The sequence below is a fragment of the Microbulbifer sp. ALW1 genome, from assembly GCF_009903625.1.
Taxonomy (GTDB): Bacteria; Pseudomonadota; Gammaproteobacteria; order Pseudomonadales; family Cellvibrionaceae; genus Microbulbifer.
This window is the reverse complement of the sequence record NZ_CP047569.1, coordinates 2,034,026-2,052,549: the sequence shown is the minus strand read 5'-3', so window position 1 is coordinate 2,052,549 and position 18,524 is coordinate 2,034,026. Positions and strand designations below refer to the sequence as shown.

The window sequence follows — 18,524 nt, the reverse complement described above, 5'->3', positions numbered from 1 at the left end:
CTCGGCGCGTCAAAAACTGGGGATTCTTAACTTAGCTGCCCGATGAACATCTCGAAACGGCCTATTTAACGTATAGCCTTAAAAATTCAAATTGACTCGCAATATCAAGTTGATTTTCGGTTAGACAAGAATACAAAACCGAGTAAAGCAGACCCGAAAAGCCAAAAAGCGGCCGGCAGGGGTACAGCACTCACTTCAATTTTTGTTTTAATTTTTGCGAAGCAATCGCCGACACAGTGGATACCCAAGATGTAGTCCATACCGCTTAGGAGTGTCGCGGTAAGGCTATTCACCGAAGAGGCGAACCAGGTTAGATCCATGGGGTTATTAAATTCTGATAATGAGTCGATGCCAGCAAGACTGTATTCAATATCCACTTCCCTGAAGTCGATAAAGTTGAAACCAAATATATTCAGCACTGCGGCAGACACATTCGCCCCCTCCTCTACGTGGATGCCAATATATTCACCCGGGCTCCAGTGGGAGCTTTCCAGGGACCATATCCAGGTAGTGTCGTCAGGGGAGATGGTTACCGTAGCATCAAGAGAAGCTGCATTGACGTGCATACTCTGAAAACACAACCAAACGAGTGGAGCAATTAGCAGCGACCTCCAGGGGCGGCATAGAGTCGAAAAATGACTGCGGGTTAAGAATGAAAAGGACATAAGGTTCTACCTTTGAGACGTAGCGCTGAAAGTAGAACAATACGTACCACAAGGAAAGACGACAATGGCCCACTAGGGCTATCTAAACAGCCGTTATTAAAGTGGCGAGTTCCAGGAATGAGAAGCCACTCTTTCAGTAAGCAGACTTACCTGTAAATGCATTAAAAGTACGAACCAAAATGGTGAAATCAAGCCATATTGACCAGTTATTAATATACTCTATATCCGACTCGACCCGCTGAATCATTTGACTGAGTTCAGCGGTTTCGCCCCGGTGACCACGTACCTGCGCCAAACCCGTGATACCGGGCTTGATATGATAGCGGGCAAAATACTCAGCAATACGCCTGGAGTATTCAGCGTCATGCTGGATAGCGTGTGGTCTCGGGCCGACCAGCGACATCTCCCCACGTAACACATTAATCAATTGCGGCAACTCATCCAGGCTAGTGCGGCGAAGAAATGCGCCAACCCGCGTGACTCTAGGGTCACCCCTAAATGCTTGCTGTACATTGCCACCTTCCTGCTGGTGCACATGCATACTACGAAATTTCCAAATATGGAAATTGCGGCCATTCCATCCGGCCCGCTTTTGTCGAAAGATGACGGGGCCGGAACTATCCAGTTTTATCGCAACACCAATTAACAAAAGCAAAGGACTGACCAACACCAAAAGAATCGCGGAAATGACAATGTCTTCCAAAGATTTCCAGAGCAATCGGGTACCAGTTAGGGGAGTTTCCGACAAAGTTAAAACGGGAATGCCGGCAATTTCATCAACCCCATGATTAATCAAACGCAAAGAAAAAATGTCGGGTACCCAATGTATCGCGATTTGGTGATCCAAAAGGGTAAAATACAGCTCATTCAGAACTCGTGAGTTCTCTAGTGGAGTAACGATATATGCAACACGGATGTCATTAGAAACCAGTATCTCTGACAATCGCGAAATACTGCCCAATAACGGCAACTTCTCACCATTAAACCCCAATTCGGCCCTCTCCTGCTCAGGCTCACCCAGTGAAACCGTCCCGATCAACCTCTGACCAAGCCATGGGTTGCTGCGAATCTTCATCGACAGATAGCCCGCCAGATCGCCCTGACCTATAACAATTGCATGTTCAGTAGCCCCTGAACCTTGTGATCGCAACTTTTGAAATCGATAGAAAACGTAGTGTAATAACGCTGTAAAAATAATTCCCAAAACATATAGCTGCGCAACTACCGTTCGCGAATAACTCTCACTTATATTGAATGCGAAACCAACAGAGATAAGTAGCAAGAAAGTCAGGGTCCATGCCTTGAAAAGGTTGAACACCCTGACACTGAAGCGTCTGTTACTGCGATATATTGCCAGGTGGTCAAACGAAACCGCCAAACCAGCGAGCAACAAAAGCATCATCGATAGATATTCGGTGGTAAGAGTACCTACATTTAGGCGAACAAGACCCCATGCGATAGCAATAATGACCACACCATCTAGGGCCGCCAGTGCGGTACTGGACAGATCATCCTTACGCCGAAGGGCGGATCTTCGAGGAATGGACAGCTCAATACCAGACATCAGACCGCCCCAGCGCTGCACTGAACATAAACACCGACTGCCTGCGACCTCGCTGTGACACCCATCTTACTAAAGATGCGCTTGAGGTGATTTTTCACCGTATTGAGACTTATCCCGAGAATCAAGCCGATCTCTTCATTCGACTTTCCCTTACTAACCCAGTTCAGCACTTCGCGCTCTCGCACGCTTAACAAATCGATAGTTACACCGGAGACTTTCGATTTACCACGACACACAATCGACAATGATTTTATTCGCCGCAACGCAACATCGATGTGCGGCATTAACACATCGAGCAATAAAGGATCGAAAACTGCCGGTTGCTTATCAATAGAGAATATGTAAAGACAATCATGCATACTACGCTTGTCTTGCAACGCATACACGAGAAGCATACGGGTGCGAGCCATGGCAACCCGATAAATCCTGGATCGAGTATCGATACCACACTCTTCAGCCAAGCGATGAAAATCCTTATATAAAAGCCATGTTCCACCTGCCTGCGTAACCGTATCGAATAAACGTTCCATAGCACTTTCGACACCGTCAAACCCGGATATCGTTTGCGCATCGATACGCTGGCTAGAGGAAATCACATCATACGAAAGCTCACGCTTGCTGAAATCACCCCAGGCAGCAAAAAAGCTTTCGTGAGGTAACAGAGGATGAATTTCAGAGCGAAGCCAATGATACAAGTCGGGACGACTCGCTACTGCACAAGAAGACCGAAGTGCAGTGAAAAGCTTGTTACTACTAATTGGAGTTTGGGCATATTCATGTACCCTGTAAGAATCAGTACATTCACTCAATGAAGCCAGCCCAGGCTCCTTAACCAAAGTATCCATTTTCCCCACCTGCGTTCTCTAACGCGACGACAAAATCGTCCTCGACGCTATTCCATGAACTTCAAAGTAAAGTGCTTTAACTTCCTGGGGCCCCCCCCAAAAAAAATCGCGCAAATACCGTACGGTCGTACCAGATGTTAGTCCAGCCAGACCAGGCGCCTCTAAAGCTAGCACTACTTGAGGCCCGTGTCACACTCTTCCCTTGAACTCAAACTCACAAAAAACCAGAAAGTGAAAAAAGCAAACTCAAGCGCACCATAATGAGACGAAAATCGCCCCAAAAAGTAACAAAAAATTTGTCGGTTACTTCACGGAAGCCGCGGCCTGGGAAAAAATTTTGATCCAGCCCTCTTCTTCACCTCTGGAATCGTCGCCGAATTCAACGCACTATAGGCATTACCGTCACAACCAAATGAATGGCGTGATGAACGCACCCTTCCTTCTAAACAAAATCTCTCCAGGTACACAATTCTTTCACATGCCTAAAGATAGAATTCAATTCCGACGCCTCTAGATAACGCATAAATCGAGCCAAAAGTACAAAGGCCGAGGTTTAACATCTATTTATTCCGAAAGAAAATCACATTGGAATAACATGACATTTTATTTTCGCACCCTGTCCGGCGCCTGAATCCACATAAACGACTTCCTTAACTTATTCAAATTTTTCACAGGCCTATTCAAATTATTCGAAAACTAATGAATAGACGATCACGAAAAAGCCGAGATTGCTGTTCAATGGGCCATTAGCCCGAGCGGGCCATTGTGGTTACCCGGATCCCCACATAGGATCGCGACTTAAAACCTTGAAACTCTGGAATAGCCTTACCCAGGCACCAATCTACCAATCCATTTGACCCGCATTTGCGGAGACTATTTGATTGCGCTCCCTCAGTTGAAAGCTTCAGAGTCATAAAATCCATGATCGGAAAAAGGGTATGGGAAGTTCACCAAGATCATCTCGCACTGAGGCCCGCAAGCAACTTTTCGGCACAAGCTTCTAGAATCGTAATTATGATTACTCAACACTGGATAAAACCTGGCCGGGTTAGCAGCCTTATTTTTTTTGCCCTATGGATTACGCTAGTCACCATTGATACTCAGGCAGGCGAAGCATATCAGCTGAAGCCAGGAGACAGCTTACACGTTTCTGTATGGGGAGAAGAGAAGCTAAATCGGAAAACACTGGTCCTACCGGACGGCAGCATCAGCTTTCCGCTCACTGGGAGTGTACTAGTAAGTGGCTTATCAGTACCCGAAGTGGAATCGCGACTCGCAAACAAACTCGAGCAATACGTTCCCTCGCCAACAGTTTCTATTATTGTCGAAGCAACGGAGGGAAACCGCATTTACGTTCTTGGGCATGTGAAAAGTCCCGGAACCTACATCATGAGTACACCACTGAGCGTTGTACAGGCACTCAGCTTGGCTGGAGGCCTAGATACCTTTGCCGATGAGAATGACATCCGCATACTTCGATATTCCGATAAAGGGCAAGAACAGATCGAGGTTTTTTATAGCGATATACTCTCAGGAAAAAACCTCTCAAGTAATCATGCCCTTCAAGCGGGTGACACTATTCTGGTTCCGTGACGTGAAAACTATTGGCAGGAGACTGAAGCCTGACCTGAAATTTCCTGGATTTCGATTCCTCCTGAAGCCCTTAACCCAGATATTACTTGCAGGAAGCGTTGTTACAGCGAGTAAAAGTGAAGCTGAAACTTTCGGTTATAGTCTAGCTTTCGGCGGTGATTACGCCACAAATCCTAAACTTGAATCGGAAGCGAAAGACGCAGTCTACAGTGGCCTCATCAAACCAAAAATGTGGCTTCAATGGCAGGCTCCTAGTAGAAGCTTGAATGTGAATGCGGGACTGAACCTAGTAGAGTCGTCAAATACAGATCTCATTAACGATCGAAACGACCCGAATTTGTCGCTCACTTACTCAGAGAACAGATCCCGTAGTGCACTGTCAACTACTGCCAACTACCGGGAGACCTCCACTCTTGTCAGCGAGCTGTATGATACTGGCAAAATAAATTCCGACGAAACTAGAATTGATTCAGAGGCAAGTATTGATTGGCAATATCAGTTAGCAGAAAGGAGCGAAATTGGCCTATCTGGAGGCCTATCGGATGTCAAATACTCGAGTGATGACTTCGTTAGTTATCAAGTCGGTAATCTCGGAACTTATCTTCAGCATCAGGCTAGTGAACAATTTTCTGGACAGCTTGCCTTGAAGGCGCAATTGTTATCCCCAGAAATCGATACCGCGAAGACTTCAGAGCTAGTCGGTTTATTGCTAAACATGCGCTTTCAAATTTCTGAAAACGCTGCGTCTGAATTCGGGGTAGAAACGATATATACGGAAGGTTCAGAGAACGCCAGTGATGAAATAGATTGGAACGGTTTTTTTAAAATCTCCTTTCTTGGAAAAAAAACCAGATATCAAGCGGTCTACGCAAGAGAGACAACGCCCAGCGGACTTGGAAGATTCGTCACTGCTGACAGCCTAAAAGTAAATTTTTCTTATCTTTACTCGCCAAAAACAGAATTCAACATTTCTGCCAGCTTGAGAGATGTGGATTCATTAGAGCGTAACCGTGTGTCGCTCCTGGAATTGCAAGCCAAGCATCGAATTATGGATAGATGGAGTTCTCGAATCGCATGGCAATACAAATACCTGGACCGAATTGAAATGGCAAAAGCAAACGTAATTTCTTTTTCTCTGAATTATAGCTTGGTGGACTAAGTATCATGATAGGCAATCGCTATGAACTTTCACTGGCAGACTATCTTGGAATTTTCAAGCGTAGGTGGCCGATCATGGTTCCACCATTTCTACTTATTTTCGGATTGGCCATTATCGTCGCCCTCAAGATTCCGGCAACGTTCCATTCGAAAGGAACAATACTTATCGAGTCACAGAAGATCCCTGATGACCTGATTCGCTCCACCGTATCGAGCTATGCCGAAGAGCGAATTCAGGTTATACAACAATTGGTGATGACTCGAGAAAACCTGCTCAATGTAATTGACAAGTACGATCTATTCAGTGATGTTCGTGGCAACCTATCATCCTCCGAACAACTCGACTTAATGCGGCAGAAGGTTTCTATCGCAAAAGTTACGGGGGACTCAGGGTCAAACAGGGGACGTACAACACTGGCATTTACAGTGGGATTCGAAGATAGATCTCCCAAGGTAGCTCACGCAGTAGCCAATGAGCTTGTAACACTATTTTTAGAGGAAAACGTAAAAGCTCGGACACGCAGGGCATCCGAGACAACAGAATTTCTTACCCAGGAAGCAACAAAACTTAAAACTGAACTGGAATCAATCGAGGAAAAGATAGCCAACTACAAACAAGAGAACAGTGATTCCCTCCCAGAGCATCTGGATCTGCATATTAAGATGCTCGAAAGAACCGAAGCATCTATTCTCGCCCAAGAGCGAGACATCAAATCGGCGACTGATGAGTTGAGATTGCTGCAGCTGGAACAGAGAGCAATTCGTAGAGGCGTCGGAGTCGATTCACAACCGAATACGCCTTTAAGCCGTGAGCAGGAATTAGCTGTAGCTGAAGAGTACCTTGCGCGTCTCAAAGTTCGTTATTCAGAGCTTCATCCAGACGTAATCCGTCAGCAGCATCATATTCAGAACATAAAGCTATTGGCGGAATCAAGCGCTGCAACAGGGTCTTCAAATGCGCTGCCTAACTCAGCAGAGAATCTGGATAGCGCAAGAATCCAGGCAAAAATTGCATCTGCAATCGGAAGAGAAGAATCTCTCGAGCGAGAGTTACAGCAACTAGAAAATGAGCGGAATCGTTTAGAGTCTATCATTATTCAAACGCCGCAAGTACAACGTGCGCTAATATCTTTAAACAGAAATTACGAAAATACATTAAAGAAGTATAAGGAAATTCAGTCTAAAGAGATTGAAGCAAAAATAGCTGAGAGCCTTGAGGAAGCCAAGAAGGCGGAAAGATTTTCCGTGTTGGAGCCGCCGATTTTACCGGAAAGCCCAATTAAACCAAACAGGAAAAAAATTGCTGCTGCAGGTTTCGTGCTTGCTGTAGCGGGTGCCCTTGGCCTGGTTCTTCTTTTGGAATTAAAAGGTGGCCAGCTGTTTGGAGCTAGACCCCTTACTCATCTTATTGGAGAAAGACCCCTTGTAGTCATTCCATATGTTGCTTCAAGTGAAGAGCTGGTTCACGCAAAGATTGTGAAGCGTGGAATTATCGCTGGAGGTGCGCTAACGACATTAGCGGTATTAACTGGCATCCACTTTCTATTAATGCCACTCGACATTCTCGTGTTCAAGGTAGTAGCCAGAATCGGATAAATAAAGATATGGAAAAGATTAAGGAAGCCCTGGAAAAGACAAGAACGCATAATTTGCTTGAAGTCAGAAGTGAAGGCAACGATCGAAACGTTGTGTCGGAATTACAAAGTATTCGATTACAAGAAAGACCGGCATTACATGATCTTGAACTAGAACCGACACCATTGGACTCTGCGCATCTGGAAAAAAACCGGATATTTGCCTACAGCAAGCGTAATCCTTTTTGTGGCGTATATGATCGTTTACGCACGCATGTACTACATAGAATGACTCTCAACGGATGGCGTTCACTTGCCATTATTTCACCATCACCTGGTGCCGGTAAGTCAGTTGTTGCCATCAATCTCGCGATGAGTATCGCACAACTTCCGAATCGGAGAGCACTTCTTATAGATTTTGATCTGCGCAGCCCCAGTGTGCTTAGTTATATTGGAATTCGCCCGGAACATTCGCTAAACGATTTTCTCGAAGACCGGTGTTTATTCGAAGAAACACTCATAAAACCACAACTCGCGCGGTTGTCAGTCACCGGTGCTGCTCACAGGATTGATAATTCAACCGAGCACTTGGCATCGAAAAAGGTTCAAGATGTTATCACCTCGACCAAGTCAAATAACAATGACGGTATAGTTATCTTCGATTTGCCTCCGATATTACGATCGGATGACACGATTTCGATACTACCATCTATCGACTGTGCGCTATTGGTAATCCCGGATGGATCCTATACGGAGAATGAAATAGACGAATGTTTACAGCAAATTCCTGATACAAATCTCATTGGAACGGTCTTGAACATGGTAAAAAATGAAAAAGAGTTTGCTCATTACGATTATTAAACCCGCAGGGAAAAACCATAACGAGAACAAAAATTGACCAGTGGACAATAGCTAGCCTTAATCCACGGATGAGCCGAACCTTCCGTTAGAAAATTTTCAGTGTGGACGATTTAAAGTGGAGGATCACTCATGCGAAACTTAAAGACAGCTATCTTTAGCATCACTATCAGTACAATTATTGCGACGCAAGCCGGCTGCGGCTCTGATAACTCATCGAGCGGGACACGTACTCCTTCAGAAAGTTGGCGTGAAGGACGTAGAAATGTCGACAACTCAGGTAACATTGTTGTTGTCGGTGTAAGTGCGTCCAACAACGACGGGCATCTTCCCGAATGGACCCTGGATTCATTTCTAGATGACGAATCTCGCTGGTCCGCCGAACCCCTTGAAGGAATCCATCCCTGGATACAATACGATTTCTCAAATCGTAAAACGATTGATTTAGTCAATATTGCTTTTTACCGTGGTCACCTACGGAAAACACACTTCACTATTGAAACATCCTTAAATGGCACCAATTGGGCGCAGGTATTCTCTGGGAGTTCATCCGGAAATACGAGTGATTTAGAATCATTTAGTTTTACGCCTGTTGCAGCCAAGTTCATCCGTATAATCGGAAACGGAAATACAGAAAGTGCCTTTACGAGTATTCTTGAAGTAAAAATCCCAGGAATGACAGTAGAAGGGATCGAAATTTCTGACTACGATCCAGGATCTGAAGACAATCCTGAGCCACCCGATCCCGATGATGAAGTTCAACCTGGTGATGGCAATCCTGAAGACCCGGTGAGCACCCCTCCTCAGGTTGGCTCCCTCCCGGTAGATTTATTGCTGGTGACAGACTCCAATAATGATGGACATCTTCCTGAGTATACCGTCGACGGTGATTTATCTGACGATTCTCGGTGGTCAGCACAACCCGATTCATCAGAGTCCGTTTGGATCAAGTACGACCTTTCGGGGCCAATTGAACTCACGCAGTTTCAACTGGCATTTTTTCGGGGAAGTTTACGTTATACATACTTCGACGTATTAACGACCTACGATGATACTAATTGGACATTAGTTTTCTCTGGTTCATCCTCAAGCGTCACGGATGAGTTTGAAATATTCGATATAGATCCCACAATAGCTACCTCAATAAAAGTTGTAGGTTATGGCAACTCTGAGAGTGACTGGACGAGCATTAGGGAAATTGAGATACCCGATGTAAACAAAAGTGACTTTCTTGCGGATGTAGAAACACCGGTCGAACCAACACCGGATCCAGAGCCAGAGACTGGCGAAGATCCGGCACCAGATCCGGAAGATACGCCGGCAACTGGAGACATCGTAGTCAATAACAGCTCAGAGCTTATCCGCGCTTTAGATTCTGTAACCGGAGGCGAGGTTATTCTGCTGAAAGATGGTAATTATGGTCAACTTACGATATCAAAGCAGTATAGCGACTATGTAATTTTACGTGCCGAGAATTTGTTCGGAGCAATTTTTAGTGACATAGGAATAGATGGTTCCAACAAGGGCTATGTGCACTTCGATAGAATTCTTTCTGCCGGTATTGATGCACGAAACAATGCACACCATCTAAAATATACTAATTCAAAATTCAGCTCCACGGTATATTTCAAGTATGCTGACAATGTCGTTATCGAAAGTAATACTATTGATGTCGATGGAGGCTTGCATGCGCTGCTCGTAAATTCGGTGTCGAATTTCAAAGTAATAAATAATTACATCACCAACGCCCAGGAAGACTTGATGAGGGTTACAGGTGACTCACCAAATGGATTGATAGAAAATAATGTATTTTATGATACTAAACCTCTAAATATCCCTCATTCCGGAAATGCATGTGAGTACCAGCACACTGATGGCCTACAGATGTTTGGCCTTGGTGGCGCAAACCCTAGAAATATCACTATTCGAGGAAACTATTTTTATGATAACCCGGACAATAATGCTATCAGACCCACTGAATGCGTTAGTGGAAAATCCGGGGTGAGGCTAACGATGCAGGGAATTTTCATGTCAGACCCAAGCGGTAACGGTTATGAAGATATGACTATTGAGCAAAATTTTTTACAGATTGGCTCTCCAAATACAATATATATCAATGGCGCAACAAAAAATGTTTCTGTAAAAAATAATACATTACTGACTTGGTCAGGCGGTGCAGGGGGATCAATTCGGGTTGTAGAAAAAGCAGGAAAAACCAATAGTGGTCTTACTTTATCTGGAAATGTTTCTTCTGCTGTCAGTGATGAGACAACAGCTCTTAGCAATGGAATGCAGATAGGGGATAACTTTGTTTACGAAAGAAACAACACTGCTTCAACAATCTTTAAAAACAAGATTTTTGAAGGTGCTGGTGAAGGGTCCCGTTGGCAGCATTTTCTTCCCGTATCTGGGTCGCCGATAGACTTCGGAACTGGATATGGTGCATTGGATCGGCTCAGCTCTCTCAAGGATGGTAGCGAGACAGTCCCCAAAGCCAGGTAATGTGTTTTCCAAGTGAAAACCTGTCCTTAGATATTACATCTAAGGACAGGCTCAAATAAGTGGACATAACATAAAGCGCTGCCCACCAGGCAACAGGGTACTGGAGCACAGATAACGGACTATCGGTTTCTTTGTCGCCATAGAAAACTACTGTCGGCCGAGTAGTTCGCCATCTTCGTTTTGATACCTTTCACCCCTTAATTTAGTCATCGCCTGTCTTTAATAGCTTTCTATCACTTAATGTACGTTTTTTGTCACCATAGACTGTACAGATAGATTCAAAAAAACGAGCTTTATTCAATGCTTATCACACTACCCGAATGGGCCAATGCCAACACTAGTGGCACGTGTGTACTCTATATAAAGAAGTAAAAGGCGAAAGTTATTCCCAGACTGGGCTAGCTATCTCTTCTCATAATGCAGCTCAGATCGTCATATTACGCATTGAACTGGAATACTTTCTGGATCTACGCACAGAGTACCACGTCGAATATGCCATTTAACCGAAATCTAAAGCCCGGTAGATCTAATCCTGTAGGTCTAGTGAAGTTAATCAAAGCTCTTCCCGGAATCGTATGCCTTGCACTTAGCCTGGCTTCTCCCATAGCGGCAGCACTACCGGAAGGATTTCAAAAAGAACTCGTCCTTTCTGGTGTCGATCAACCGGTATATCTGACTCAGCTTCCAGACCAGCGCATGCTGGTGCTTTCCAAGTTAGGCACCATCTATATCTTTGATCCAAGCAGCACGCCTGCTCAGCCCTCCCCTTACCTGACACTTCCAGACGTTGACAGCGCTTCGGAACGAGGTCTGACCTCAATTGCCATAGATCCCGACTTTGAAACATCCGGTAGTATTTATGTTTTTTATTCTCACTCGCCCTCTAGGAGATTTCGGATTTCTCGTTTCACGCATCAGGGGAATTCCGCTGACCTCGCGAGTGAACAGGTAATATGGCAAGACAACGAGAACATTAATGACTGCTGCCATTACGGCGGCGGCCTCCAGTTCGGTCCAGACGGAAAGCTTTATCTCACTACTGGCGAGGAATTCGATGGTCCTCAGTCTCAGGATTTGACCCGGGCTGGCGGAAAAATCATCAGGATAAACAAGGATGGCTCCTCCCCCTCCGACAACCCTTTCGCAGATGGGGTGGGAGGTAATCTTGATGAGATCTGGGCATATGGATTGAGAAATCCCTACCGGGCCCACTGGGACCTGGTCAAGCAGCGCCTTTATATCAGTGAAGTTGGTGGGAATTTACAAGAAACTGCGCGGGAAGATATTCACTTGGGGCGGGCTGGTGCCAACTATGGATGGCCCTATTGTGAAGGCGTGTGCGAAGATGATACCTATGATCCACCAATCTACAGCTATTCCCACAGTGGAACGACTCCCAGTGGAGGTGCGGTAACCGCAGGAACCGTTTACAGAGGCGATCTCTACCCATCTTTATACAATGAAGTATTTTTCTTTGCCGACTATGCGCAAGGATTCATCCGCTACCTGGCAGTCGACCCGCAGGGGAACGTCACTGGAGACTTCGATTTTGCCAGCCGCAACGATGGTGTTATCGCGCCAGTACACGTCATTCTTGGTGCGGACGGCGCACTTTATTATGTCGATTATTATTTGGGCTCCGTAAGTAGAATCACTTATAGCTCTGGCAACCAGGCCCCCGCGATCGACAGTATAGATATATCACCAAGCGAAGGTAATTCGCCGCTTACCGTAACTTTCACTGCTGTCGCCACAGATTTGGAAGATGATCCTCTTACGTATACCTGGCACCTCGGTAACGGGGAAACCGTAAGCGGTGCGTCAGCACAATATACGTACGAACAAAATGGTTCCTACAACGTTTATCTGGATGTCTCGGATGGCGACAGATCTGTAATTTCTTCTCCGTTCAGTGTGCAGGTCGGATTGAAGCCTGAAATCACCATTGACTCCCCCAGTGACGGGATGCTTTTTAGGGCCGGCGATACAATTCATTTTTCTGGTTCGGCATACGACAGTGATGGGATACTTGTCGATGAGTCTTTCGAATGGAACATCGACTTCCTTCACAATGCTCATACACATCCTGTTCTTTCCGGCTACACCGCTGCGAGCGGCCAGTTGGAAATCAACACCAAAGGGCATGATTATCACGACACTACCGGTTATAGACTGAAGCTTAAAGTTACAGATCAAGATGGGTTATCCACAAGCCGTCAGGTATCGGTTTACCCTGACAAGGTCGACCTGACATTCGAGTCTATTCCCGCAGGAATGCCGATATTTATTGATGGCGTGCAGAGTTCTGCACCCTTTGTTTACGACTCAGTCATCGATTTCAATCATGTGATCTCAGTGCCCACAACCCATTGTATTGGCGATGTAGCGTATGAGTTTGTGTCTTGGAGCAACGGGAAAGGCACTACCTACAATTTTCTGGTGCCAGACTCTGATACAACTCTTCAAGCGGAATTCCAGGCAGTAGGTAGTTGCGGTTCATTTCCGAGCGACGGATTGGTGTTCAGCCTTTCCGGAGATATCGGCGTTCAAACCACTGATGGAGTAGTAACCGACTGGCTTGATCAATCTGGCCAGGGAAATCATTTGACGGCCACTGGTAGTCCGGTTCTCCAGGAGAACGCACTGAACCAGCACAATGCAGTAGTTTTTGATGGTGCGTCCGATGCGATGACTCGCATATCCAATATTTCTGGCCTACCGTCCGGCAACGCCGATAGAACGGTCATTGCCATCGTTAACTATTTCGGCGTTGGTATGGGAGGCATTTCTTACGGTGACAAAGGATGCGGCAACACATTCGGGTTAGTGGTGGATTCAAGTGGTGATCTCGTCCTACAGGGATGGTGTAATGACTTCACTTCAAGCTCACATGCCTCCGGTGGTGGCTGGTTCACTCACTCAGTTGTTCTGAAGGACAATGTTTATAGGCACTTTGTAGATGGCGTTGAAATTGATTCAGGAACACATGAATTCAATACTTCTCTAAGTAAGATCGTCGTTGGTTCTGAGATCGACGGCAATCCTTACGTCGATATGGCTGTCGCCGGTATCTATATCTATGATCGGGCGTTGTCGGATTTCGAACTAGGCAACGCTCATGGCCATATAAACAATAACTACTTTTTAGTAAGCGACGGAGCCGCCCCGGTCGCAGCAGATGATTACGCCAATCTCGTGCAAGGAGGCACCGTTGTTATTGATGTATTAAGTAACGATAGCGACGCGGACTCTGCACTATTACCCAGCAGTATTGACGTTACACGACAGCCTCAATTCGGGACAACCTCCGTTAACTATATTGAAGGCACGATTAGCTATAGTCACGATGGAACGGCAAACTTTCAAGACAGTTTCGAGTACACGGTTAGTGATGATCAGTACCTTGCTTCGAACAGTGCCACAGTAAGCCTCGCTATTTCGGAATCACAAGCCAGTATTGGAATCACATCGCCTCTAGAGGGCCAAACGATCAACGATACCCAAGTTATTGTTGATTTTTCCGTCGAAGGTAGCGACTTTGACCATATCGAAATCTCGCTAGACGGACAGCCCGGAATTGATCTGGCCGCTTCCTCCTCGACCTACACCTTCACTGATGTAGACGCCGGCTCACATACTCTGACAGCACGGCTGGTCAATGCCACACATCAGTCCATTGTCGCCACTAATACGTCAGATACTGTAACTATTACCGTGGAGAACGATGGTATCCCCCATGCTCCAGTTGCCGAAGATGACAACGCAGCCCTCTCCATCGGGGAGTCCGTCGCGATCATGGTTCTGGAGAATGACACGGATTCCAATGCTAATCTGGATATCACCAGCGTTGAGATCCTTTCCCAACCAACCCTAGGCAGTGTACAGATCGACGCACAGGGCGTGGTGACCTACACCCACGATCAGGTGGCAGTCGGGTCCGACAGTTTCACCTACCGGGTTTATGACCTGACGGGGCTGGCTTCAAACGAAGCCACGGTTACCGTAACGGTGACAGGCAATGGTCCAGCGGTTCCAGCATCTGGCCTGGTACTGCGACTGGAGGCCGACGAGGGTGTCGCAGCCACCGCCGGTACGGTAACGCTTTGGCAAGACCTTTCAGGCCAGGGAAATGACCTGAACGAGGTCTCCGGAGATCCCCAGTGGGAGCAGGAGGGGCTGAACGGTCACGCCGTAATCAGCTTTGACGGCACGGGCGACGAGCTGCGTCGCTCCACCAATTTCAACAATTTGCCGGCAGGGGCTGCAGACCGAACCCTGATCATGGTCGCCAACTACCGGAGTCTAGGCTACGGGGGCTTTGCTTATGGAGATAATGCCTGCGGCAATGCATTCGGCCTTGGTGTTACCAATACCGGCAACTTGTTTGTCCAACGCTGGTGTGCGGACCAAAAGACGGAAATTGCGGGTACGGGGTCCGGCTGGATAATCCAGGCTGTGACGGTGTCAGCCGATACGATGACGCATTATCTGAACGGTAACGTCATCGCCACCGGTAACAACGGATTCAATACCCTGGTCGATCGCATGGTACTCGGGGCGGAGATTGATGGCTCACCAACGCTGGATATGCAGGTCGCGGCCATCTACATCTATGACCATGCACTGACGCCTCAGGAAATCAGCAGCCTGAGCGAGGAATTGACCGGGCACTTCCTGACACAGCCACTGATCGGAGAGCCACCCATTGCCCAGAATGACATCACCGATGTCATCCAGGGTAGTGAGATTCTGATTGATGTACTGGCTAACGACAGTGATACCGACGGCAGCCTGGTAGCGAATACCGTCGCCGTTGCCACCCAGCCTTCCTTCGGCATCGTAGAAGTTGATACCGAAACCGGACAAATTACTTACCGCCACGGCGGAGCTTCGACAAGCACGGACAGTTTCAGCTACACCGTTGAAGATGATGCGGGCAACACTTCCAACGCCGCAACGGTATCGATCGGTGTGCTAACGCCCGATGCCATGGTCAGTATCACCTCACCCTCCGTCGGGGAGACCATAAATTCGACCGATGTCGTTGTGAACTATACGGTGTCGGGTGCGGACTTTGACCACCTGCACTTGAGTCTCAACGGCGTAGGTCACAATACCATCACAGACTTAACAGGTACGTTTACCTTTAGCGGTGTCGAAGCCGGTACCCACACCCTCACAGCGCAGCTGGTCAATGCTGCCCACCAGCCACTGGTTACCGAAGATGCCGTCGATACCGTGAATTTCATGGTAGAAAACAATGGTGTTCCCGAGGCACCAGTTGCCGTGAGCGATACTGCAACCCTCCCCTCCGGAGAGTCTGTCGCGATCACGGTTCTGGAGAACGACACGGATTCCAATGATGATCTGGATATCACCAGTGTCGAGATCCTTTCCCAGCCGAGCCTGGGCAGTGTGCAGGTCGATGCACAAGGTGTGGTGACTTACACCCACGATCAGGTGGCAGTCGGGTCCGACAGTTTCACCTACCGGGTTTACGACCTGACGGGGCTGGCTTCAAACGAAGCCACGGTTACCGTAACGGTGACAGGCAATGGCCCTGCGGTTCCAGCATCTGGCCTGGTACTGCGACTGGAGGCCGACGAGGGTGTCGCAGCCACCGCCGGTACGGTAACGCTTTGGCAAGACCTTTCAGGCCAGGGAAATGACCTGAACGAGGTCTCCGGAGATCCCCAGTGGGAGCAGGAGGGGCTGAACGGTCACGCCGTAATCAGCTTTGACGGCACGGGCGACGAGCTGCGTCGCTCCGCAGACTTGAACAATCTACCTGCCGGAGCCGCCGACCGAACTGTGATCATGGTCGCCAACTACCGGAGTGTAGGTTACGGGGGCTTTGCCTATGGGGATAACGCCTGTGGTAATACATTCGGCCTCGGCGTTACCAACACCGGTAACCTGTTTGTCCAGAGCTGGTGCGCGGACCACAAGACGGAAATTGCGGGTACGGGATCCGGCTGGATAATCCAGGCTGCTACCGTTTCAGGGAATACGATGACGCATTACCTCAATGGCAATGTCATCGCCACTGGAGCCAACCGTTTTGATACCCTGGTCGATCGCATGGTACTCGGGGCGGAGATTGATGGCTCACCAACACTGGATATGCAGGTCGCGGCCATCTACATCTATGACCATGCACTGACGCCTCAGGAAATCAGCAGCCTGAGCGAGGAATTGACCGGGCACTTCCTGACACAGTCACTGATCGGAGAGCCACCCATTGCCCAGAATGACATCACCGATGTCATCCAGGGTAGTGAGATTCTGATTGATGTACTGGCTAACGACAGTGATACCGACGGCAGCCTGGTAGCGAATACCGTCGCCGTTGCCACCCAGCCTTCCTTCGGCATCGTAGAAGTTGATACCGAAACCGGACAAATTACTTACCGCCACGGCGGAGCTTCGACAAGCACGGACAGTTTCAGCTACACCGTTGAAGATGATGCGGGCAACACTTCCAACGCCGCAACGGTATCGATCGGTGTGCTAACGCCCGATGCCATGGTCAGTATCACCTCACCCTCCGTCGGGGAGACCATAAATTCGACCGATGTCGTTGTGAACTATACGGTGTCGGGTACGGACTTTGACCACCTGCACTTGAGTCTCAACGGCGTAGGTCACAATACCATCACTGACTTAACAGGTACGTTTACCTTCAGCGGTGTCGAAGCCGGTACCCACACCCTCACAGCGCAGCTGGTCAATGCTGCCCACCAGCCACTGGTTACCGAAGATGCCGTCGATACCGTGAATTTCATGGTAGAAAACAATGGTGTTCCCGAGGCACCAGTTGCCGTGAGCGATACTGCAACCCTCCCCTCCGGAGAGTCTGTCACGATCACGGTTCTGGAGAACGACACGGATTCCAATGATGATCTGGATATCACCAGTGTCGAGATCCTTTCCCAGCCGAGCCTGGGCAGTGTGCAGGTCGATGCACAAGGTGTGGTGACTTACACCCACGATCAGGTGGCAGTCGGGTCCGACAGTTTCACCTACCGGGTTTACGACCTGACGGGGCTGGCTTCAAACGAAGCCACGGTTACCGTAACGGTGACAGGCAATGGCCCTGCGGTTCCAGCATCTGGCCTGGTACTGCGACTGGAGGCCGACGAGGGTGTCGCAGCCACCGCCGGTACGGTAACGCTTTGGCAAGACCTTTCAGGCCAGGGAAATGACCTGAACGAGGTCTCCGGAGATCCCCAGTGGGAGCAGGAGGGGCTGAACGGTCACGCCGTAATCAGCTTTGACGGCACGGGCGACGAGCTGCGTCGCTCCGCAGACTTGAACAATCTACCTGCCGGAGCCGCCGACCGAACTGTGATCATGGTCGCCAACTACCGGAGTCTAGGCTACGGGGGCTTTGCCTATGGGGATAATGCCTGTGGTAATACATTCGGCCTCGGCGTTACCAACACCGGCAACCTGTTTGTTCAACGCTGGTGCGCAGACCAAAAGACAGATATCGCGGGTACCGGAGCTGGTTGGATGATTCAAGCTGCGACCATTTCAGGTAACACAATGACGCATTACCTGAATGGCAATGTCATTGCCACAGGTAACAATGGATTCAATACCTTAGTAGATCGTATGGTACTCGGGGCTGAAATAGATGGTTCGCCGACATTGGATATGCAGGTAGCGGCAATCTATATCTATGATCACGCCCTGACAGAACAAGAGATGGCGACACTCTCCGCGACGTTAAGTACCTACTATCTTCCATGACAGATTTAAA

9 protein-coding genes are annotated in these 18,524 nt (G+C 48.0%); 6 read left to right on the top strand and 3 right to left on the bottom strand.

The features are described from left to right. Window positions 1-104: 104 nt before the first annotated feature. The 3 genes from GRX76_RS08380 to GRX76_RS08370 form a co-directional block, all read right to left on the bottom strand. Window positions 105-566: a hypothetical protein gene (locus GRX76_RS08380; RefSeq protein ID WP_160152895.1), complete on the bottom strand. Its 462-nt coding sequence runs from the start codon at window positions 564-566 to the stop codon at window positions 105-107. Between the two features lie 232 nt (window positions 567-798). After that, the gene (locus GRX76_RS08375; RefSeq protein WP_160152894.1) at window positions 799-2,229 is read right to left on the bottom strand and encodes an undecaprenyl-phosphate glucose phosphotransferase; all 1,431 of its coding nucleotides are present in this window, start codon (window positions 2,227-2,229) and stop codon (window positions 799-801) included. Further along, complete coding sequence (locus GRX76_RS08370; protein ID WP_160152893.1) at window positions 2,229-3,074, bottom strand: helix-turn-helix transcriptional regulator; 846 nt, start codon at window positions 3,072-3,074, stop codon at window positions 2,229-2,231. The genes GRX76_RS08375 and GRX76_RS08370 overlap by 1 nt, the downstream gene beginning before the upstream one ends. A 1,014-nt stretch (window positions 3,075-4,088) precedes the next feature. Between GRX76_RS08370 and GRX76_RS08365 the strand changes: the two genes are divergently transcribed. The 6 genes from GRX76_RS08365 (at window position 4,089) to GRX76_RS08340 (ending at window position 18,514) form a co-directional block, all read left to right on the top strand. Further along, the gene (locus tag GRX76_RS08365; protein WP_160152892.1) at window positions 4,089-4,667 is read left to right on the top strand and encodes a polysaccharide biosynthesis/export family protein; all 579 of its coding nucleotides are present in this window, start codon (window positions 4,089-4,091) and stop codon (window positions 4,665-4,667) included. Window position 4,668: 1 nt separating this feature from the next. Continuing rightward, window positions 4,669-5,826 (top strand): hypothetical protein, encoded by a 1,158-nt coding sequence (locus GRX76_RS08360; RefSeq protein WP_160152891.1) that lies wholly within the window; start codon window positions 4,669-4,671, stop codon window positions 5,824-5,826. A gap of 5 nt (window positions 5,827-5,831) precedes the next feature. Continuing rightward, the gene (locus GRX76_RS08355) at window positions 5,832-7,421 is read left to right on the top strand and encodes a lipopolysaccharide biosynthesis protein (RefSeq protein ID WP_160152890.1); all 1,590 of its coding nucleotides are present in this window, start codon (window positions 5,832-5,834) and stop codon (window positions 7,419-7,421) included. 8 nt (window positions 7,422-7,429) lie between these two features. After that, window positions 7,430-8,260, top strand: coding sequence for a CpsD/CapB family tyrosine-protein kinase (locus GRX76_RS08350; RefSeq protein ID WP_160152889.1), 831 nt, complete (start codon window positions 7,430-7,432; stop codon window positions 8,258-8,260). Between the two features lie 129 nt (window positions 8,261-8,389). Beyond that, entirely contained in the window at window positions 8,390-10,759 is a 2,370-nt protein-coding gene (locus tag GRX76_RS08345) for a discoidin domain-containing protein (protein WP_160152888.1), read from the top strand. A 543-nt stretch (window positions 10,760-11,302) separates the two neighbouring features. Continuing rightward, the gene (locus tag GRX76_RS08340) at window positions 11,303-18,514 is read left to right on the top strand and encodes an Ig-like domain-containing protein (RefSeq protein WP_160152887.1); all 7,212 of its coding nucleotides are present in this window, start codon (window positions 11,303-11,305) and stop codon (window positions 18,512-18,514) included. Window positions 18,515-18,524: the final 10 nt, after the last annotated feature.

Coding starts and splice junctions, on each gene's coding strand:
- GRX76_RS08370 (WP_160152893.1), bottom strand. CDS start 3,074: ATGGATACTTTGGTTAAGGAGCCTGGGCTGGCTTCATTGAGTGAATGT.
- GRX76_RS08350 (WP_160152889.1), top strand. CDS start 7,430: ATGGAAAAGATTAAGGAAGCCCTGGAAAAGACAAGAACGCATAATTTG.
- GRX76_RS08380 (WP_160152895.1), bottom strand. CDS start 566: ATGCACGTCAATGCAGCTTCTCTTGATGCTACGGTAACCATCTCCCCT.
- GRX76_RS08345 (WP_160152888.1), top strand. CDS start 8,390: ATGCGAAACTTAAAGACAGCTATCTTTAGCATCACTATCAGTACAATT.
- GRX76_RS08355 (WP_160152890.1), top strand. CDS start 5,832: ATGATAGGCAATCGCTATGAACTTTCACTGGCAGACTATCTTGGAATT.
- GRX76_RS08375 (WP_160152894.1), bottom strand. CDS start 2,229: ATGTCTGGTATTGAGCTGTCCATTCCTCGAAGATCCGCCCTTCGGCGT.
- GRX76_RS08365 (WP_160152892.1), top strand. CDS start 4,089: ATGATTACTCAACACTGGATAAAACCTGGCCGGGTTAGCAGCCTTATT.